14 protein-coding genes are annotated in these 20,672 nt (G+C 56.2%); 3 read left to right on the top strand and 11 right to left on the bottom strand.

The window, feature by feature from the left end; genetic code table 11:
• From WX88_RS28320 to WX88_RS24855, 9 genes are all read right to left on the bottom strand, one after another.
• A partial coding sequence (locus WX88_RS28320) for a right-handed parallel beta-helix repeat-containing protein (protein WP_052733084.1) occupies positions 1–1,621 on the bottom strand: 1,621 nt, incomplete at its 3' end.
• A gap of 482 nt (positions 1,622–2,103) precedes the next feature.
• A complete protein-coding gene (locus WX88_RS24820) occupies positions 2,104–6,306 on the bottom strand; it encodes a 3-coathanger stack domain-containing protein (protein ID WP_046247133.1) in 4,203 nt (1,400 codons plus the stop codon).
• 90 nt (positions 6,307–6,396) lie between these two features.
• Positions 6,397–7,221 (bottom strand): hypothetical protein, encoded by an 825-nt coding sequence (locus tag WX88_RS24825; RefSeq protein ID WP_046247134.1) that lies wholly within the window; start codon positions 7,219–7,221, stop codon positions 6,397–6,399.
• Positions 7,222–7,591: 370 nt separating this feature from the next.
• Positions 7,592–8,434: a hypothetical protein gene (locus tag WX88_RS24830; protein WP_046247135.1), complete on the bottom strand. Its 843-nt coding sequence runs from the start codon at positions 8,432–8,434 to the stop codon at positions 7,592–7,594.
• A gap of 192 nt (positions 8,435–8,626) precedes the next feature.
• Positions 8,627–9,391 (bottom strand): LytR/AlgR family response regulator transcription factor, encoded by a 765-nt coding sequence (locus tag WX88_RS24835; RefSeq protein ID WP_046247136.1) that lies wholly within the window; start codon positions 9,389–9,391, stop codon positions 8,627–8,629.
• 43 nt (positions 9,392–9,434) lie between these two features.
• A complete protein-coding gene (locus WX88_RS24840; protein WP_231590785.1) occupies positions 9,435–11,717 on the bottom strand; it encodes a tetratricopeptide repeat-containing sensor histidine kinase in 2,283 nt (760 codons plus the stop codon).
• 1,693 nt (positions 11,718–13,410) lie between these two features.
• The gene (locus WX88_RS24845; RefSeq protein WP_231590786.1) at positions 13,411–14,178 is read right to left on the bottom strand and encodes a M57 family metalloprotease; all 768 of its coding nucleotides are present in this window, start codon (positions 14,176–14,178) and stop codon (positions 13,411–13,413) included.
• A gap of 251 nt (positions 14,179–14,429) precedes the next feature.
• Positions 14,430–14,558 (bottom strand): transposase, encoded by a 129-nt coding sequence (locus WX88_RS29150; RefSeq protein WP_082116297.1) that lies wholly within the window; start codon positions 14,556–14,558, stop codon positions 14,430–14,432.
• Positions 14,559–14,723: 165 nt separating this feature from the next.
• Positions 14,724–15,578, bottom strand: coding sequence for a M57 family metalloprotease (locus WX88_RS24855; RefSeq protein ID WP_231590787.1), 855 nt, complete (start codon positions 15,576–15,578; stop codon positions 14,724–14,726).
• 512 nt (positions 15,579–16,090) lie between these two features.
• Between WX88_RS24855 and WX88_RS24860 the strand changes: the two genes are divergently transcribed.
• Positions 16,091–16,723 (top strand): hypothetical protein, encoded by a 633-nt coding sequence (locus tag WX88_RS24860; protein ID WP_156176417.1) that lies wholly within the window; start codon positions 16,091–16,093, stop codon positions 16,721–16,723.
• A gap of 406 nt (positions 16,724–17,129) precedes the next feature.
• Here WX88_RS24860 and WX88_RS24865 read toward each other — a convergent pair whose 3' ends face one another.
• Both WX88_RS24865 and WX88_RS24870 read right to left on the bottom strand, forming a co-directional pair.
• A complete protein-coding gene (locus tag WX88_RS24865) occupies positions 17,130–17,543 on the bottom strand; it encodes a hypothetical protein (protein ID WP_046247141.1) in 414 nt (137 codons plus the stop codon).
• 119 nt (positions 17,544–17,662) lie between these two features.
• Entirely contained in the window at positions 17,663–18,310 is a 648-nt protein-coding gene (locus WX88_RS24870; protein ID WP_046247142.1) for a helix-turn-helix domain-containing protein, read from the bottom strand.
• Between the two features lie 702 nt (positions 18,311–19,012).
• On the opposite strand from WX88_RS24870, the gene WX88_RS24875 reads away from it, so the two are divergent.
• Together WX88_RS24875 and WX88_RS24880 are read left to right on the top strand one after the other, a co-directional pair.
• Complete coding sequence (locus WX88_RS24875; RefSeq protein ID WP_046247143.1) at positions 19,013–19,585, top strand: hypothetical protein; 573 nt, start codon at positions 19,013–19,015, stop codon at positions 19,583–19,585.
• Positions 19,586–19,637: 52 nt separating this feature from the next.
• Positions 19,638–20,672, top strand: a 1,035-nt coding sequence (locus tag WX88_RS24880) for a phage late control D family protein (protein ID WP_046247144.1), incomplete at its 3' end; no start/stop codon positions are given.

Below are 20,672 nucleotides of genomic sequence, written 5' to 3' on the forward strand. Positions count from 1 at the left end.
ACTCGTAGGTGCTCGACGCGGTCAGGCCGGTGAGGGCTTTGCTGGCGGTGGTGCTGGTGGTGTTGGTCCAGGTCGTGGTGCCCGAGATGCGGTAGCGCACGTTGTAGGACGAGGCGCCCGAGACGGCCGCCCAGGCCAGGGTCGCGCCGGTGCTGCTCACGCCCGACGTGCTCAGGCTCGTTGCCACGCCGCAGGGTGCGGTGGTTGGGGCAGGAGTTTCATAAGCGCCCATGTCCACGGTGCCGCCGCTCACGCGCGGGTTGCCAGCCAAGTCCGTGGGCGAGAGCTTGTCGTTGACGCCGGCGTTGATGGCCGGGCTCGCTGGGCTGGTCTTCAGGGTGAAGTCTGCCGTCCGGGCCGTACTCGGGTTGTTGAACAAGGGGTTGGCTACCTTGTTGCTGCCGAGCTCGACGGTGGCTGTGAAGGAGTCTTTGCTGGAGTTGTTGGGGAAGTAGGTGCCATCTTCGATGATCCTGCCAGTGCTACTAATTCTCGTGCCCGACTGGGTGATAGTGGGACCAAAGAATAGGTTATTAACGAACTTGACGTTGTCGGCGACTATTGCGTCGCTGAAGACCCGCTCGTTGGGGGAAGACACGGAGATATTGTTCTGGACGAGAATGTTCTTGGATTTATTGATGAAGATTTCGCCATTGCTCAGTTCCGGGCTCGTCGAGTTGTAGCAGCAGGTATTGTTGATGATGTCAATGTTGTTGCTTAAAAAGGTCTGGATGCCGGCGCCGCCGTTGTTCACGCAGAGGTTGTTGGCTATCATGACCTTGCCCGCGAAGTTATCATCTGTACTCCTGTCAATAATGATGCCGTTACCGTCCGTGATGCCCTGGCAAATGTTGGTGTCGCGGTTGTACCATTTCACGAGAAGTTTGTTGTCGAAGACGCGGTTGTTGCGAATCCAGATGTGGTAGCCGCCGTCGCTGCGGGAGGCCGAATTGTAGTTCTTATTGCTGAGGAAGGAGATGCCACTGCTGCCGAAGACGGAGTATGTGCAGTTATTATAAATCAAGTTGTTTTCAACGGTGACGTAGTCCGTCTCAAGCCCCACGATACCAGCTAGAGGGCAGTCAAAGACTTCGTTGTTGAGAAAGCGCAGGTGGTGCGGCTGGGCCGTACTCTGGCCAGCCCGCCCTTCGGCGGCAATCCCGGTTCCGCTGTATGTCCCCGTTGGGCTTCCCGGCTTGCTGCAACTGCCAATCTGATTGCGGGCTTCGGCTAGGGTCAGCTTGCTATTGTTGCCTTTAATGCGGAAGCCGTTGATTTCGATGTAAGCGGCGCCATCCTGTACCTGAAAACCCTGCCAGCTTGTGAACTCAACCAACGGGTTTTCACCCGGATAGTTACGGTAGATAATCCACTGCGAGGCCGTGCCCGAGCGCGTGATTTTGACGACCGGACCCGAGCCGGAGTTGGTGTAAGTACCAGCCCGGACGTATACCACATCACCAGGTAGGGTTCTGTTGGCGGCTTCCTGAATAGTTAGAAGCGGGGTGCCTACTTTACCGTCGTTGGTGTCTTTCCCGTTCTTGGCGACATAGTAATCGGTTGCGTTCGCGCTAGACAAGGCTCCTATGCCCAGTAGCAACGACAGAAAAAGTTTTTTCATGATAAGAGGATATTGGATGAAGTAAAAGGAGCGGCAACGTTGCCAAAACAAAATTTGCTCATTCAATTCCGCTTATGAATTTCATTTATAGTGCGATGTACCAACGACACAAATCCATTGATCAACGACGCAGAAGGGATGCTCATCAACGCTATTGCCTTGGTTTATTCATTTTTGGCCTCAAACGCCTTCGCGCTCCCGAGCCCGCGTAGCATGGGGGCGGCAGGCGCCTGCGCAACGTGTCTCATACTACCCTAGGTCAGCAAAAAAGGCCTGCTCATCGTGAGCAGGCCTTTTTGAGTGAAGCCGTGAGCAAAAGGGCTTTCGTTGTCTGAAGCTGAATGTGTCACAGACACCAGATACCCATCGACTCTAAGTCTGACACTTCAAACAGGATGTTTCATAGCTTGGAAAGAAGTAGAGTATCCGGGAACTCCGAAGGCGAGAATCAGGAAGGCCGTTGTTAGCTCAGAAATAACGGCCTATTCGGTTTTCAGGAGTCGTTGGGCCGGATAGGAGTGGTGCTGCCCCCGCACTTCCACCAGGTAAAGCCCGGTGGCCAGTCCATTCAATGAGAAGCGAAGCTGTTGGGCTCCGGTTGCAATGGCCTGTTCTCGCTGAAGGACGCGCACCAGCTGCCCTTGCATATTGCGCAGCTGCACCGTGAGCTTGTCCGCAGTCGGCAGGTTTACTTCCAGGATGAATTCCCGTTGGGCAGGGTTGGGATAGAGATGCACCACGGGCTCGTCGGGCCGGCTCGCGAGAGCCGTGGCCAGCGGGGCCTTGGCGGCGGCTGGTTCGGTCCCGCGCGCAGCGGTTTCCGTTTCGCAGCCTTCGATATAGGCCCAGAAGCTGCTGCCAGCAGTGGCCGTGAAGCCTGGCTGGAGAACAACCGATTCGGCTGCATGGACCGTCATGGTGGTGCTGGGGTTCACGAGTACGTTTTTCATAGTAAGGGTACCGTTGCCGCTGTAGGTAGTGGGATTGGTGAGGGTGAGGCCGTCGAGCGTGAGGTTGGCCGGAGTGCAGGCGGCCGTCAGGCCGGTGCCGGCATTGAGGCTGGCCGAGCCGCTGCTCACGGGCACCGTAATAGTGCGGGTACTGGTTTTGCCCGCATTGGTCACCGTGAGCCTGATGGTGTGCGTGCCCACCGAGAGGGCCGTGGGTAGCGTGCAGCCCGTGCCCAAATCTCCATCCAGCGACGATGACCACGCCACCTGGTCGGGAACCGCGCACAGGTCGGTATTGTAGGCACCGGCCTGGCTGGCCCGTGCCGTGGCTTGCAGCGTCACAATTTTGCCCGAGAGCTGTGCCGCGTTATTGGCTGGGGCCGTGATGGCAATGTCGGGTGCGCAGCCCGCCACGTAGGCCTGGAACTGGCTGCCCGCTTTGGCCACGAAGCCGGGCAGCAGCACCACTGCCTCGCTGGCGAATACCTCCATGGATGTTGGCGCGTTCACCGCTACGGCCTTGAGTGTAACCGTGCCGCTACCGCTGTATACGGTGGGTTTGCTCAGGTTCAGGCCGTCGAGCGTGAGGTTGCCGGGCGCGCAAGTGGCCGTCAGGCCCGCCCCCGCGTTGATGGCGGCACTGCCGTCGGCCACCGTCACGGCTACTGTTTGGGTAGTAACCTGGTCGCTCTGGTTCCGCACGGTGAGCGTGATGGTGTGCGTGCCCACCGAGAGTGTAGTAGGTAGGGTGCAGCCCTTGCCCAGCGCTCCATCCCGCGACGAGGACCATTCCACCTGCCCAAGTGCCCCTGCGTCGCAAAGGTTAATGGTTGTCGCATTCGGTCCGTTAGTACTGGCGGTGGCCTGTAGCGTCACCACCTGCCCCGAAAGCAGGGTGGCATTGGCGGCCGGCGCTGTGATGGCCGCTACCGGCGCCGTCTGGGCGAAGGTCGTGATGTTAACCGTTTTGGTCACGACCAGCCCCCCAACCGTGGTGATTTTCAAGGTTAGCGTGTGCGCGCCGGCCGTGAGTTGGGGAACCACCATGCCGGCTGCCGTACCCAGTACACCGTCCACGTTCGAGCGCCATTCCACGGTTGCGTCGCGGGGCACCTGAGCTACGAGGGCCACGTTTTTGGCTGGCACCGCAGCCCCGCTCGTGGGGTAAAGAATAGCAGCCTGCACCTCCGGCCAGATAACGAACTGCTCGCTGGCGCGGTTATTAGCCCGCGTTAGCTCCGCCTGGGGCGTGAATGGATTCGCAAACAGGCTCGAAATGTTGATCACGGCCGTGGCCTTGTAGTCGGCCGCCGTGGCGCTCTGATAAATCTTCGTAATCGTAGCTGTGCCACCGGCTGGCAGGCTCGGAATGGTAAACGACTGCAGCAATGAGGACGAGCCGCCAGTCACTTGGTCCACGTAGACGTCGGTGCGCACATTGGTGGCAGCCACGTTCCCCGTGTTCTGCACCGTCACGCGGATGCGCACGTCGCGGTTCACCAGCCCACCCACGGCCGGCCCGTCCACTGGGTCAATCACAATGCTGGCCACCGAGAATTCAGGTACCTGCACCGGTACTCCCCCCGCACTCACATAGCGGGAACTTCCTACGTCTACTGAGGGCGCGGTCTGGGCGCCGTTGAGAGCCGTTTCCTGCGGCAGACTTAAGGCCTGCGACAAGCTGGTGAAGCGCACCCGATTGAAGTCGACCCCGCCGCGGTACGTGACATTGAAGGTGCCATTGGGTAAGGTCACCACTTCTGAGCCTAATACTTGGTAGGCTTGGTCGTCCCAGTACGCTTGGTTGAAGGGCGACGAGGTTTCATAGCCCGTCAGATTGTTGCTATCCACCACGTCCGCAAACTGCCTCTCGGGATTAGTAAGCGTTTTGTACCACTGGGCCGCCACCGCAGCTTTAATGACCCGATGTAGGTTGGCGTAGCCGTCCACGCCATTGTTGAGGCGCGCCAGAACATTGGTTTGCACGGCTTGCGTCATGCGCTGTTCCACCAAGGTGCGGAAGGTGACCAGTCGCGCGTTTAGATCGGCTTCAATAGCGGCCCGATTCGCCCCAGCCGTTACCTCTAGGCCGCTGGCCAGGTCCAGGGTAATGTAGTTGATGTCGCGATTGACGTTGAGTCGGGCCTGGTCGAGGAATACACGCTGGCTGCCTTGCGCGCCAGTCGGCAATTCGGGGACGATGACCACACGCAAGGAGAGTGCCGGCAGCGGCAGTTTCGTAATGTTGCCGCCCGTATAGTAGGGGCTCTGCTGTGCCAGCGCAACCCAGTCGCGGTAAAGCCCGGCGGCATAGACGTTGGCGAGCAGGTCTTTCTTGAGTTGTACGTCGGCCTCGTAGAAGTAGCGGCACAAATCGGTACGCTTGAAGTTGGCGTCGGTGCGGGCAAATCCCTTAATTCCCCCCGCCCCGTCCGAGACAATGTCCAGGCTGACGGTTTGGTTGGCGTTGGGGATGGCCAGGGCTTGGCGGAACACTTTCTTGTAGTTCTCCGCCTCAGAACTTACCTGAGTGGAAGGGCTGCTGCCGCCGGTACCGCGCAGTAAAAACTGCACCGTTTGCGAGGCCGAATCCACGTCTAGTCCCGCTAAATCGAGGCTCGAAAAGTCCACGCCCCCAAAGTTGGGCAGGTTCAGATTGGCCGTATAAAGCGATAGACTGCCACCAGATCGAAAGTTGACTTTGACGTCGTAGCGTGCCACATCAAAGTTTGGCGTAGCCGTCGCCAGGTTGCCCGCTGTCGTGACACTGAATGACTCATTCCCATAGCCAATAAACGTTACGGTTTTATTCACGCCAAACAGCGTTTCGGGTAAGGCTACAGAAATAGCCTTATCCTTACCAAAGCCTTTTGCTTTTGATGTTTGGGGGTCAGGTAATAGTCTGTTTGGATCGAATCGTTTAATCAGCGCATCTTGCTGCGCAAGTGAAGGGACGGTAACCGAGTAACCCCCACCGAAGGCGGGTGTTACTACCCCAATATATAGCCCCAATGCTCGATTCAGCCGAACCTCTTCGGCAAATGCGCCGGGTAATTTTCCCCTTAAGACTTGAATTTGCCCGGCTACTTCCGAATTTACAAACGCGCCTGCTTTCAGGCCAGCAATCACTTTGCCGGTCTCGGCCCCGGAGAACGTGACTTTTCCCAGCCCCGACCCGGCAATCTGGGGATTCACTTCCACGTTGGTGCCCCCAAATATCCCGCCAATAAGTTGCGTAAACCAGTTGCCGGCGCCGACTGCCGAGTTCACCACGCCAAGTGTACCTTGCAGATTGAGCTTCTCGCCAATTTGTCCGTAGATGCTCTGCGTCGCGATGTTTGTGTTGGTCAGGCCGTTGATGCGATAGACGGTATTCCTGTTAGTGGGATTGAATACTCTCGTGTATGCCTCGGCTAGCTGCGTTTCGCTGAGTGTGAACGGTGCGCCACCTGGTTTGCCCGCTACCCATACCAGTACCCGTTGTTCTTGGGCCTGTCGGCGCAACGCATCCAGCCGGGCATTGCTTAGTTGAAAATTCGCTTTAAAATTGTTCAGCAGAGCAAGTGCTTCGGCCCCCGTTAGATTCCTGTCGACGGGAAAAGCAACATTTTGGATGGTGATGCCATCTGCGGGCACAAAATTTTGTGCTCCAACCGGGGCCAGCCCTCCCAGCAGCCAGATAAATAGCACCGCGACGAAGCTGGGGGTGCAGGTGGATGAGAAAATTCTTTTCACAGCTTGAAAGGAGAAAGGTGAGCGAGGTGCCCAAGGACTTCCCGTCGGGGAGCCGGGGGGCCAGGAGTTAGCGCGAGACAAAGCCATCACCTAGTGGGCTTGCAGTTCGGCCACTTGCTTCTTCAGCGTCTCCACTTGCTTCTGCTGTTCGAGCAGATAGAGGGTAAGCTCTTCGACCTTTTCCAGGAGCTGGGCATTCATCTTGCCGAGCTCGACGCCGCCGTCGGTGCTCACTTGCTGGGCGGAGGGCAGGCCGGGCAGGTGCCGGTTTTGTGCAATGAACTGGCCCACTTCGGCCAGCGGGCGCAACTGGTAGGTCGGAGCGAAGACGTAGTCGGGCCAAGCGCTGGCCAGCGCCACTTTCACCTCTTCGCTAAACACCTTGCCCCGCACCGACAGCGCATAGCCCGTGGCCGCGACTGGCGTGCGTACATCGTCCCCAATCACCACCCGACCGTCTTCTTTCACCATCAGGCGGTATTTGCCACCGTTGTAGATGCCAATAGGGCCAGCCGGCGCGGCCGTTGAACTGCCGATGAACTTATCCTCCCCAATCCACAGGCCACCATCGTTGGCCGTGGTTTTCCACCGGCCCGTGGCTAAAAAGTCGATGTTAACACCGCCCAAACCTACCACGTGAAGTTTAGCCGTAGGATTCGTGCCGATGCCGAAACTGCCGTTTGATTTAAACGTGAAAACCAGCGGCCAATTAGTTACTTTATTGGGAGAGGGGACGATGTATAAGTCCGTTCTGGTATCATTTGGCGTGTGGAAAAGCCAGCCGTTGGACCCTGTCAGCCACAGGTTGTCATTGACGTCAACATCTTGAGCTTTGGCCAGGGGGCTGAAAAATAGAGCGAGGGCAAACGTGATGCCGGTTTTAAGGAAGAGCGAAGTGCGAGAAAAGATGTTCATGGAAAAATGAGTTGGAGTGGAATGGAAAAGTTGTGAACAGGATGAGTCAGACCAAGGCGCTAACACCACTTCAAAATGCAAGGCTGTAGGACACGGTTTTACATTGCCCAAAGACTTGTTAGTCAGGTCGAATAGCTGCTACCGGCCGCGCAGGCCGCGCCGAAGAGCAGGTTGGGGTTGAGATACCCTGCTAGTGTCCGAAATGGTGTCCGGTTGTGGGGCGCAAGTCCTGGGAATCAGGTAAGCAGGGATACCGCGCGACCATGGCGATAGGGGAATGAGTAGGCACTCGCAAGTGCAAACTGCATCGAAACAGTCCCAGCAAGCCATCTGCTAACTAAACAATATACTCTGTGTAGCCAGTACTAAGCTATTTGCACTGTTTCAGAGCTTCCAACTCTTGCCGTAAAGCGGCTAGCTGTTGCGCTTGCTGCGCCTGGTTTTTTTGCTGTTCGAGCAGATAGAGGGTAAGCTCTTCGACCTTTTCCAGGAGCTGGGTATTCATCTTGCCGAGTTCGATGCCGCCATCGGTGCTCACTTCTTGGGCTGAGGGCAGGCCGGGCAGGTGCTGATGCTGGGCGATGAACTGACCGACTTCGTCCAGCGGGCGCAGCTGGTAGGTCGGGGCGAAGACGTAATCGGGCCAAGCGCTGGCCAGCGCCACCTTCACCTCTTCGCTAAACACCTTGCCCCGCACCGACAGCGCATAGCCCGTGGCCGCGACCGCAGCGCTCACGTCATCCCCGATGACTACCCGACCGTCTTCCCGCACGGCCAACCGAGTTTTGCCGCCATTAAGCAACGCGAGAATTCCCGCGCTGCCCCCGCCGATGTACTTGGTGTCACCCATATAAAGCCCTCCCGTGGGAGAAGTAGTTTTAAGCCGACCTGTAGTCAGAAAATCAACATTTTCGCCCCCAACGCCCACTACGTGAAGCTTAGCCGTAGGAGATTGGGTACCAAGGCCTAAGCTGCCATTTGCTTTAAAGAAAAAAGCAGCAGCCCAGTTCGACACTTTATTAGGAGCGGACGCGATGTATAAGTCTGTTCTCCCGTCGTTCGGCGTGTGAAAAATCCAGCCGTTGGACCCCGTCAGCCATAGGTTGTCGTTAACGTCGACGTCCTGCGCTTTCGCTGCGGAGCTGAAGAATAAAGCAAATGCCAGCCCGGCTGTGGCTTTAAAAAGACGCGAATGAGAAGAGAATGTTTTCATAAAAAGATTAAGATGAAGAGACCTAGCAGTTTTGCTACATCAAAGGTGGCTCTCCAGGTCTTTCATGACTAATCCCGGTTCTCCTTCATGGGAGCAACGACGAAAATGCTTGGTCCAACGACATCAGGACAATGAGCAACAACGGCCTTAGACTGGGTATTACGGTACTAGTAGCTCATCATCCGGGCCGTGCTAGAGCAGGCCCCGTAACCCCAGCCGCTTCATCAGCTCGGCTTGGTAAGCCCGCCCTACCGGCAAGCGGTGCTGACCAACGTGTACGCCCTGCCGGTCCACGGCCGATATTCCACTCAACGCGACCAGGTATGACTTATGGATTCGGAGGAAGGTGGGAGTGGGGAGGCGTTCGGCTACTTCTTTCAGGCTGCTGAGCAGGGTGTGCTTGGCCTTACTGGTGTACACGGAGGTGTAGTTGCCTTCAGCCTCTACCCACAGCACATCCTCCACCCGCACGCGAACGAAGCGGTTGCCTTCCCGGACAAACAGGCTGTCGGGAGTAGCCGCTGGCATAGGTTCCATCGGCTCGGGTGGTTCAGGGGCTGCGCCGCCGCCGGCCGGCTCGGCGGCGTGATTAGCAAAGGCCATTTCCAGTGCCGCGTACACCGTGCTTTGTGTGAATGGCTTCACCACGTAGCCATGAGGCCGTGTGCTCTTCACACGGGCCAATGTGGCCGCATCGGCCAGCGAGGTAATGAAGACAAAGGGAATCGAGTGCATGGCCCGGAGCCGATGGGCCAGGTCAATACCGTCCAACTCACCGCCCAGTGTGATGTCAAGCAGTACCAAATCGGGTAGAGGGGTCTGCTGCAGGTAAGGTAGGGCCTCCGCTACGCTGCCCGCTACGGCCTTTACGATATAGTTGAGGCCATAGAGCATGCTCCGCAGGTGCTCAGCAATGATGTACTCATCTTCGACAATAAGCACCGTACGAGTTTTCATAGAAGTTTCTTGAATAATAGCTGGTAAAAATGTGTATGATTAGTTAGTTGTCAGCCTCTTCTCGAAACGTGATACGAAAACAACTGCCATTACGGGTGTGCTCGGCCTGAAAGGTGCCTCCGAGCTGTTTGGCCAAGCTGCTTACCAAGCGCAGGCCGAGCGATGAGGCGCTCTTCAGCGAAAAGCGTGCGGGAAGGCCCACACCATTGTCAGCGACGGTGAGTGTAAATAAGCCGCTTTCATCCGGCGGGCTGAGGGTCACCTTGATATATCCTGGTCGCCCATCGGTGAAGGCGTGCTTGTAGGCGTTGGACAGCAGCTCGTTGGTAATCAAACCCAGGGGCACGGCGGTGTTCGTGCTGAAGTGTACGCCGCTCGCATGTACCTCTACCTTTACCGCAGGCGTAGCTGCTGCAAACGTTTGCGGTACGCGGGTAGAAATAACCCCCGCGGGTACTTGTTGCAGCCGGCTGGGATGGGCGAAAGCTTTGGCCAAGTATTCCGAGAGCTTTTCCAGAAAAGGCTGAAATTCGATGCGGGTCAGGTCTGAGGACTGATACATCAGCTCATGAGTCAGGGCGATGGCCTGAATGCGGCTTTGCCCTTCCTGGAGGGCTTTGCTGAGTAACGGTACGTTGGGGTGCTCGTAGGCCTGTAAGGCAAACAGGCTGGCAATAATTTGCAGGTTATTCTTTACCCGATGGTGCACTTCCTGGAGCAGCACATCCTTTTCGCCCAGCGACTCGCGTAGCCGCTGCTGCGTTTTTCGCAGGTCCTCGTTTTGGGCTGCAATGGCCAGCTCCTGGGCCTGCAGTCGCTGGTTGGCACGGCGCTGCCAGTGGTAGCGCCGGTACCACGATATGCCCAGCAGTGAAGCCAGCAGCAGCGCCCCAGCCAGCGCCCCACCAAACCAGTATTGGGCCCGGGCCGTCGAGCGCAGCAGTTGGTCGCTGTGACGGAGCATCACAATCTGATTCTCCTTGTTGCGCAGATCGTAGCGGCTCTGCAAAGCTGCTATCTGCTGTGCCTTTTCGGCGCTGAATACACTGTCGTGGAATGCCTCATAGCGCTGGCGATAAGTGTAAGCGTCCGCGAAGTTGCCATTAGCCGCGCTCACGTCCGCCAGCGTTTGGTAAGCATCCTCCAAATAGTTATTCGCTCCCATCTGCTGGGCCAGGGCCAGGGCTTCTTGCGCGGCTTGCTGCGCGAGTCCCGGCTGCCCGGTAGCTTGGTAGGCTTGGGCCATCGCCGCGCGTACTACAAGTAGGTGGGCCGGTAGGTGTAGGGGCCGGAGTATCTTTTCAGCCTTTGCTAGGTTGCTTAACGCCAGCGTGTGTTGTTTCTGTTGGGCCTGCAGCTTCCCTAAGTAATAGTAGAGCTTTGCTTGCTCAATAACATTACTCTTCTTTCCCAGTGATTCACGCAAGTGAATACTTTGTTTTAAGTACTGCTGCGCCTTAGGATACTCTTCACTATCGGCATAAAGCTTTCCCATATCCGCCAAGTGAGCCGCCAGCCCAAGTGTATCACGCAGAGTTCGGTGCAAGGATATGGTGCGTTCCAGGTACGCTACCGCATGGGTATGGTCCTTCTGCGCCGCGTAGAGCCCACTGATATTGGCTGAGGTCAAGGCAATCTGTGCCAGGTCGTTGACCTGCTCCGCTATTTTCAAGGACAGTAGATAATAGTGTAGGCTGGTTGGATAATCTCCCTGCCGATAGTATAAGTTACCAAAGTTGTTGAATAGCCCGGCTAATTTATCGTTGTTTTTTAATTTGCGCCGTAGCGGCAGTTCTGCCCGCAAGGCCGCCAGGGACTCCGGGAACCGGCCTTGCATCATTTGGGCATTAGCTATTTCCCGGTAGCCCTGCGCTATGTCAGGCGTTTGGCCAAGAGATTGGGCTTTGGCCAAACCTTGCTGGAAGCAAGTCAGCGCTTGGTCGTAGCGCCCGTGCACTTTGTAGGCGGAGCCAAAGGACAGTAAAGCCCGCGCGGCCAAGGTATCGACATACTGCCGGGCCATCGAAACCGCCTGCGCAGCGAAGCGGTACGCCCGGGTAGAATCGGCCAAGCGGTAATTCTGACTGAGGGCAAGCAGGGCCAGCACCTGCTGAGGCTTTGACTTGGAGGTACGCACCACCGCCAGCAAACTATCGGTTGGGGAGACTGCTGCTCGTACCCCACGAGGGGCCAGGGCTACGGTCAAAAGGGATAGCAACAGCAACATTTTGCGAGAGCCCATGCAACACGAATCAATAAGTAGCAATAGCTCAAAACCAGCCGACACAAAAGGTGTGGAGCTTGCTGGGCTAAGTAGAGGAAACATGAAAAACGGTTGCGCGGAAGTACGCTCGTTTTGCGTACTTCGGGGTTCGATGAACATTGGTTGCTTTTAGGTAAGCTACCAGCAAAGTAATACCATTTTGGGTGACACGCCAGGGCTTGATGCATGCTAAGCAAAACAAGTTGAGTTTAGTCGGATAGCGCGACTGTAAGAGGCCTTGGGAATGAGTATGAAAGGATGGTCAATGCTGAGTAGACGATAATTCACAACCTGTTTTATGAAATAAATAAGTAATGTTGGGCACCCCAAAATGAGCGAAGAGAATATCCGAAAAATAACAGAATGGTGATACTGAATGGCCCCGTCGCAGCCATTCTTTTATAGGCATAAGTATCTTTATAAAATTACTTTGGCTCATTCGTTTTTTACCATTTGGTAAGGCCCCCGTCGAGGATGGGCCGGAGCTTTCTGCGTCACTTCTTCACTGCAATTGCGGTTGCCACCAGAGCCGTCACCACCGAGTATCAACCAGTGCTTCGCCAAAGCCGAGCGGGTAACTCAGGGGGGCATCTACGAAAACAACTTCTTAGTGGACTTGTCCGGTTATGAATAATCAATTGGTTGTACTCGTTTGGTTCAGGTTCGGGGCAGCTCCCGTAGTGCCTTTTCGGGTTAATCGGCGTTGAGAGTCAGGGCGTAAGTCGATGACCTTGTCTGCCGCTGAAAGGATCGAGCCTCGGCAAGTTATGTTCATAAGCAGCCGCGAAAAATGCCGATTTTAGCTACACGGTGCCTCGCAGAGCGACCGGCGAGTGTAAATAGTTACCCGGCCCGGCATCCAGACGAGCCTGCACGGCGCCTCCGGGTAAGCTCAGGGCCAAAGAGAACTGGGTCGAAGTGTGTGGGCAGCTATTCTAGCGTAGCACAGTAGCCCGTGCTTCTGGGCCGCCTACTTTTTCTAAAGGCCAGCTGACCTGTTACCAACCTTAATCTTAATTAAGAGGTTAGTGCGAACCAAGATTACCAAAAAGGAGCCCTATCGGGCTCCTTATTTTATCGTCATGAGCTTTGCGTCAGCTAAGCCATTCATCTTCAGGAAAAGGCTCCAATAGTAGTTTTAATCACAAATTTTCGGTTTTATACTTAATGCAAAGTCAAATAGGGAAATAAGCGAAGGAGAGCAGTCTACCCCTGCTCCCCTTCTGACCGTTACCCGGAAAAGATGCTGGCTCCGATTGAGCATAGCACCCGGCCTGCGGCAATGGGTATACAAAGCTACTTCTCCACTATCGGTTTCTCGTAAGTATTGGAGTATGTTTTTGGCATTAGTTTAGAGGCTGTTTCAACCGCTTTCCGGTTGCCGTGCACATCCACGGACAAGTACCAGGAGAGCTAGAGCTGTTTCGGGGTCTGTGTACACCCACGTTGTAGCGTGGACCTTTAGTCCGCGAGCCCGTCTAACCAGCTGATGCGCGGACTAAAAGTCCGCGTTACGGTATACCCACTCCGAAACCGCTCTAGGTAAGCCGAATGAGATATGCTTTACTCTACCTGTGCTTTCGGCCAGTTTCTGGGTCTAATTGGTGGCCATTCAAAGGATAGCATTAACGCTTCCCGACGTGATAGAAGTTGGCTGTACCAATCAGTAATGGAGATGCCTCTCGTCTAGCTGTTTCGCTCTTTTTCGGAGCTAGGGGCCAAACGAAAGGCATCTTTATCGATTCTTGCGAGCTTGTTAATATAGATATTCTAAGGCGGTCTTGTCGTTGGCAGTGAATGGGCGTACTTGGTTAGTACCCCAGCAGGCCAACATCCATGAATTAGCATTAGCCTGAGTGGGGGTACCCGGAATATGAATTGCCCCCACGCCGGCCCAACCCTCATTGCTCGGCCCGCCCGGGCAGCTATAGCTGCGGTCAGCGTAATCGGTGTGGCGGAAGCCAATGCAATGCCCTACCTCATGTGCCATCGTAAAGGCGATAGCGGCCTGAGAGGAACTCGCCCCGATATTAGTAGGATTGAGCCAAATCGTACCTCCTGGATTACCATTAGACGGTCCTTGAGCTTCGCCGTAATAGCCCCCGTACGGACCAGGACCTTTCACAATGCTGATGTTAGCTCCCGACGTTACGCGCTTGAAAGTAACCCGCAGTTTTAGGTTGTTGTAGTTAAGAATCATCGCATCCAACGCTTTGACATAAGATGCTGGCAAGCCACTGGATACGCTGACGCTGATGACGCGCGGCAGACCCGTTACCAGATTGCTGGTCCGGTATTGCTCGCTTGTTCCTACCCGCAGCAGGTGGCGCTCAGAAGTGCTGGCGCTGGCCAGGTCTTGTGCCGTCAGCCGGATGTCGTTCTCTACCACGTAATCGTCCCCTTGGCGCCGCACCTCCTGGGTGCTAAAACCCAGCTGCCTGATCTGGCTGAGCACCTCTTGCGAGATGTCGGTTTTGACCTCCAGCTTTTCTGCTTCCTGCTTCGAGCAGGAAGAAAGGCCCACGATTGAGCAAACGGCAAGAGAAGATAGCAAAGCTTTAAACTGCATAATGGGAACGTGGAAAAATTGAAGGGTATGAGAAATTTCCACGAAAGTAGCCTGAATAACCATAGGAACCCGGCGGCCGCTTGGTGGGCCTTGGCCGTAGTCGAGTCGACCAATACCCAGGCCTAGTCGGGCTCCTGCACGGCGTGGAACAGCATTTCCCACCCGCCCGCCTGCGCCCAGCGGCGGAAACGCCGCGCCACCGCATTTCACCGCCCAAACCGCTCGGGCAAGTCGCGCCAGGCCACGCTGGTACGCACACGGTAGAACACCGCATTGCCAGACAAGCGGTTGTCGCGACCCGTGCCCAAACGGCCCACCGTGTGCGGTTCAACCAATTTCTATTCGCGTTCCGTTAATTCATGACGACGCATGGGGCAAAACGACTACCCATGCTGTCCACACACCCTAGTCAGAAAAAGATGCCCCTTACTCAACTTCCTCGCTCTTTCCCGAGCGAAGAGGCAGATAAGGGGCATCTTTATTATCGAATTAAGATTTCGTTAATACACGTATTCTAATGCAATCTTGTCATTTGCAGTGAATGGGCGTACTACATTAGTATTCCAGCAGGCTAACATCCACGAATTAGCATCAGGTGTAGTGGGGGTACCCGGAATATGAACTGCCCCCACGGTGCCAAAGCCCTCATTGGTCGTCAAGCCCCCGCAGCTATAGGCTCGGTCGGCACCATCGGTGTGGCGGAAGCCAATGCAGTGCCCCACTTCATGTGCCATCGTAAAGGCGATAGCTGCCTTAGAGGAATTCGCCCCGATATTAGTAGGATTGAGCCAAATCGTACCTCCTGGATTGCCATTAGACGGGAATTGAGCTTCGCCGTAATAGCTCCCTTCTGGACCAGGACCTTTAATGATTCTAATGTTGGCTCCTGACGTTACGCGCTTGAAAGTAACCCGCAGTTTCAGGTTGTTGTAGTTAAGAATCATCTCATCCAAAGCGCCGACATAAGATGTTGGCAAATCACTAGCCACGCTGATGCCGATGACGCGCGGCAGGCCTGTTACCAGATTGGTGGTCCGGTAATGCTCCGACGTTCCCACCCGCAGCAGTTGGCGCTCAGAAGTGCTGGCGTTGGCCAAGTCTTGCGCCGTCAGCCGGATGTCGTTTTCCACCACGTAATCGTTGCCTTCGCGCCGCACCTCCTGGGTGCTAAAACCCAGCTGTTTGATCTGGCTGAGTACCTCTTGCGAGATGTCGGTTTTGACGTCTAGCTTTTCCGCTTCCTGCTTCGAGCAAGAGGCAAGGCCCAGGATTGAGCAAACGGCAAGAGAAGAGAGTAGAGTTTTAAGCTGCATAATGGGAACGTGAAAAAATTGAAGAATGTGAGAGATTTTCACGAAAATAGTATGACTAATCGTAGGAGCAGTGTGAATTACGATGAATCTATTTAGGAAGTGGGCCAACGAGCAACTTTACGCGGTGAAAGAGCGACGTAAGCGAGCTAATGAACCGCGAACTACTTTTCCAGGCAAGTTTCATGGCGCATGAGCAGAGGCTTGGAGCGGTCCGACCGAGTGGGAGGTATTCACTAATGAGGCGGCGACGGTAAAATAATGCACTTCTAATGCCTTGGGTAGAGGCTTACACATCGGTTCAATGTTTTACGCCATAAAGCAAGAGAGAGCAGGTAGTGGTGTGTAAAAGCATATAGTATATGTTTTGAGGTTTTTTGTACCTGTTCTATTGGTATCCCCATTGCTAGACCACATCAATTTGCGACGGTTGATTGAACCCCGATTTTTGAACGATTCACCCCAGGCTCACGACGATTCACCCCATTTTGGCTGGCCGCAAGGGTAGGGGCTGGGTAGGTTTGAAGCATTACTTCATCTCAAAACCACCGCTCTAAATGCAGTATTCCTTGCTAAAGTCCTGCCAATCACTGGTCGCTCCAGCGGCTGCCCAGTCCTCCATTCTGCGGGGGATATTATTGGTCCTCCCGACTCTACTGGCCCTGCCTAGCCAGGCACAAACATTTGATGCCAGCACGCTGCCCAAATGGGGCGCCGAAGCGAACGTGCTATTTCCTCTCTATCCCGGCGGCGTGTATAATGCTAAAGTCACCCGCACGCTCTGGAGCAAAGGGGCGCTTCGGGGTGACGTGCTGGTAGGTCTGCATTTCAACCCGGAAAAAAGGCGCGATGGCGAAGGTGATTTTGCGGATATGGCCGTCTCGACAGGTTACCGCCAGTATTTTGGCAAAGGCTTTAACGTGGAGTTCACGCAGCTATTCAGCTACGGCCGCCTGCGCAACCACGTCACCACCGGGCAGGACCACGACAGCTTTGACTTGTTTCTGGCCGGACTCGCCGGCTACCAGTTTAACCTAGGACAGCGTTTCTACGTGTTACCTCAAGTCGGCATTGCTAAAGTGGTGTACAAATCTGACCCTTGGGATATTTATGAGGAAGATGATTTGACCAAAGAGGTAGGTGAACAGGCCCTGCTTTACGGTGGCATTCAAGTGGGCATAAAGTTCTAGATTCCGTGCAGGTAGGCGCGGGGCGCTGGCCTGGTACCTGCTCCCGCTTGGCCCATTGCTGGGCTAGGCCGCGCCGATTGGGTTATCCTATCGCACGCGGCTTACGGTGAATCGAAGCATCTCTCCCGAACAATTTTGGGTGACTAAAGCGGTAGAGATGCTTCGACAAGCTCAGCATGACGGCCTGTTAGCATGGAAAAGGCCAGTGGCTGATTACGGTCCACACACGCTAGTGCGACCCCGCAGCCAGCTAACCAACTGACGTGTTATCTTCTCCATTTTTGAGAAGACTGTACGGACCGAATGAAGCAAAGCCACACGTACGTACCGCACCAAAAAAGAGGGGCAGCAGCGCTATAGCGCTGCTGCCCCTCTTTTTTGGTGCGGTACTACACTAATCGCTTAGTTAGAGCGTCGCGCGGCGGGCAGTTACTTCCTCGATGAAGGTCTTGACCTCGGCAATTTGTGCCTGCACCTGGCGCAGGTCCAGGGCGCGGAGGAGGGCGGCGACGGCGCCGCGCAGCTGCTGGCTGGCGGTCAGGTTGTCGCGCCGTTGGGTGGCCCGGCGCAGGTCCCCCTCGGTGTTGAGGCGGGCCTTGCTGCCGGCGGGCAGGGTGCTCACCACCGGCGTCAGGGCCGTGATGATGGCGCCCTGGGCCGTCAGGTCCGCGGTGATATCGGCCGCACTTTCACTTGTGCGCTCGCCCTGGGCCTGGAGCACCGTTTCGCGGACATTCAGGTCGCGCAGCTCATGCTGGGCATTTTCGAGCAGCAAGGCTGCCTCGGCATCGGTGGTGATTAACTCAACGGGAAACGACATGGATTTGGGGGTAAGAGTGAATGAAATGATTTACTCCCACCTAACGGCTGTGCTTATTTTATTAGTATATAAATAATAAAAATATTTTTAGTACCAACTTGAGTGGGTGACACACAAGCTCAGGTAGCCTTAGCCAGCAGGCTCGTCAAGGTCTGTACTTCGGCCTCCAAGGCAGCTATTCGCACCAGAAGCAGGGCCAGCGCCGTGCTGGTATCGGGCCGGAGCGCCGGGGCCACGGGCAAGGAGGCGGCTAGCTCATCGAGCCAGCGCCGCAGGTAGGCTCGCTCCGCCGGGGCATCTGCGGCGGGGTCGTGGGGGGTAGGCACGAGCAGGGTTTCCAATACGGGCAAGGCCCAGCGGCGGCGCTCCTCGGCGGCGGCCCGGCCAGCCAGCACGTGGAGGTTGCGCCGCAGCAAAGCCAGGCGGCGCCCACATTGCCGCTGTCGCTGGTGGAGTGCTCCGGCTGCGAGGGTGGTCGGCCCCGTTAGCTCCGGGCCAAACAACGGCTTCGCGGCCGGCAGCGCGAAATCCCGGGCCGGGGGAGCAGCCAGGCCTCGGCCTTTGGGCGGGGGTAAGAGCTGCGCCAAGCGGGTGAGGCGTAGGTTGGCGTGCGGGGAGGCTCGCCGGCGCCCGGCTTCCAAGTGGGCCACATAGGCACCCCGCATCCCTAAGTAGCGGCCTAGCTCGGCCTGGGTGAGACCGAAATGGGCACGCACGGCCAGTAGCAGGGAAGTGGAGGCAATCGAATGAGTAAGGGCGCGGGCCATTAGGAGCAGTCTGGAGAGAATCGTAAAAAATAATTCGTATTGTCTCCAAAGATGGAGAGGAAGTAAAGTATTTTTTTAGATTCTCTCCCAAAGTGGAGACAATACGAGTTATTTTTTCTGATTCTCTCCATCTCTGTTGAGGCGCTTCTCCACTACAGTTTCTTTGGGCCGCGCTACAGGATAGTTACCGCTAGCTTACTCCCTGGTAGCAGCACTCGGGCAAATTTTTCCGTGCTCAAGGGCTTGGAATTATTCAAGACAGAGGAATCAAAGTTGAGCAGTGATAGGAGGTGGGCTAGCTGAAGCGGATAGCCAGAATTCTTAATACTTCCGCTGCCCACAACTGAAAAATCTGACTGTTGGTGAAATCCCCTCCACGCGCAGGAACTCAATGCCTACTTCAACCTCAGCCGCCGCCACTCCACCCTCGGTTATCGCTCACCGCATCAATTTGAGCGCGAGTTCGAAAGCACCTTCAGCTTAACCCCCTGTCCGTTTTACTGGACCACCCCAAGCTTGGTCGAGCGGTTAGTTGGTGAGGCTGCCAATGCCTGTCAGCTGTTGGACCAGCTTTTGATTGAAACCAAGCTATATTGCAGTGGCATTCAGGTAATCAATCCTGTTTTCGCCTAGGCGGGCCTCTGTTCAGCCCATTCGGGCCGCGCGGGGACTGCATTTTGTTCATCTATTGGCAGCTCCGCTATGGGACTCCTATTTTATGCTTTCAATACCAAGGCGAAAGCCGTGGCTCACCTCAAACCATTCAACCAGCCCGGCACGCGCTGGGTTGCCCGGCTAAACGTCGGCAAAGGAGTAGGCCATTCGTCCATCAACCTTTACGCCAATGGGAAGTACGCCGGCACGCTCCAGGGCAATATCCTTGGGTCGGCACTGTACCGGGAGCCCAACGGCAACGGGATTGATTTGCGAGCTATTCCGCTGACGTGGAACCGGGTTTTGCAAGGCGTAGACGAAGTGTACGCCCACCCCACATCCTGGGGCACATGGTTTTGTCACGACATCACGGCGGCCGTTTTCCGCCGCTGGGGGCTGCGGCCCCAGGACGTGTACGAAACGGTTCATGGCTACACGCCTCTCGGCCGACCAGGCCTAGTGCTGGCGCGCATAGCCGCCCTGATCGGCGTGCCGGGTACCACCGCTATTTTGGGTGGCCACGAAGCTTGGAACAAATTTCAAGAAGCTTGGCAAGAGTACGACAAGCTGCCGGAGGCGCTCAAATGGCCCAACTACCTACGCTGGTCGACCTTGCGCTGAGCCATTTTGCCCTCCGGCTCTCCTCTCCTTACTCCATCTTTCCTTTTGAGCTATGCCACGTCAAATTAGAGTTTTAGTAGAGTCGGCGGGGCGTGCCCTGCCCATTTCGGAGGTCCGCTACCTGCGTTTGCACCAAGACGTACACGCGCACCACAACTTCGAAATCAATATTCCCTTCGACAAATTAGCTGGCCGCGGGGGCAGCTTTGTGGAAGCGACCCACAGCGAGCTGATTGGCCAACGCCTGACGCTGACGTTTTGCCACCACGAAACGGGGCACCCTTACGGTCTGGCCTTTGTGGGCATCGTGACGGAAATGGTGGCGAGCAGCGACAACGATTTCACCGGCTCGGTCACCATCAAGGGGCACAGCACCACGTGCCTGCTGGCCGATGGCGTGCAGAAGCGCACGTTCCGCAATCAATCGCTGGCCGCCATCATCGAGCAAGTGCTGCAGCCCTATGCGATGAACCTGCTACCCCGGGATGCCATCCGGACGGCCGCCACGCCGGTGCCCTACGCCGTGCAGTACAACGAAAACAACTTTGATTTTCTGGCCCGCCTGCTGGCCGAAGCGCACGAGTGGGGCTACTACGACGGGCAAAAGCTGCAATTTGGCGCGCCGGTCTACGCGCCGCCTAAAATCATGCACCTCGACGGCTACTGGGGCGGCTACCAGTTGCAAACCGTGGTGCAGCCTTCCAAGGTTACGATGTTTGCCTACGACCCGACGGTGCACAGCCACTGGCAACAGGGCAACAGCCCCCAGGCCGACGGGATGGCGGCCAATCCGCTGGCCAAGGTTACGGAGGAAATATCCCATACTTTATTTACCCAGACGGCTTACGTCTCGCCGGTGCTGCCGCCCGACAACCCCAAGGCCCTGGGCGAGGCCGCCAAGGCGGCCGGCAACGCCCGCGCCGGCACCTACGTGCTGCTGCGGAGCCGCAGCGACAACCCCCACCTGGCGCTTGGGGATGTGGTGCAATTGACGGCCAAGGGCTTAGGCAGCGATAACGACCAAGTGGGCGATGTGGGTAAATACCGCATCACGCAGATTACCCACTACGTGGATGAGCAGGGCAAC

This window comes from Hymenobacter terrenus (assembly GCF_000972495.1).
Taxonomy (GTDB): domain Bacteria; phylum Bacteroidota; class Bacteroidia; order Cytophagales; family Hymenobacteraceae; genus Hymenobacter; species Hymenobacter terrenus.

Excerpts from the sequence above, each read along its gene's own strand:
- WX88_RS24875 (WP_046247143.1), top strand. The coding sequence starts at position 19,013 with ATGGGACTCCTATTTTATGCTTTCAATACCAAGGCGAAAGCCGTGGCT.
- WX88_RS24840 (WP_231590785.1), bottom strand. The coding sequence starts at position 11,717 with ATGTTTCCTCTACTTAGCCCAGCAAGCTCCACACCTTTTGTGTCGGCT.
- WX88_RS24865 (WP_046247141.1), bottom strand. The coding sequence starts at position 17,543 with ATGTCGTTTCCCGTTGAGTTAATCACCACCGATGCCGAGGCAGCCTTG.
- WX88_RS24835 (WP_046247136.1), bottom strand. The coding sequence starts at position 9,391 with ATGAAAACTCGTACGGTGCTTATTGTCGAAGATGAGTACATCATTGCT.
- WX88_RS24830 (WP_046247135.1), bottom strand. The coding sequence starts at position 8,434 with ATGAAAACATTCTCTTCTCATTCGCGTCTTTTTAAAGCCACAGCCGGG.
- WX88_RS24825 (WP_046247134.1), bottom strand. The coding sequence starts at position 7,221 with ATGAACATCTTTTCTCGCACTTCGCTCTTCCTTAAAACCGGCATCACG.
- WX88_RS24870 (WP_046247142.1), bottom strand. The coding sequence starts at position 18,310 with ATGGCCCGCGCCCTTACTCATTCGATTGCCTCCACTTCCCTGCTACTG.
- WX88_RS24860 (WP_156176417.1), top strand. The coding sequence starts at position 16,091 with ATGCAGTATTCCTTGCTAAAGTCCTGCCAATCACTGGTCGCTCCAGCG.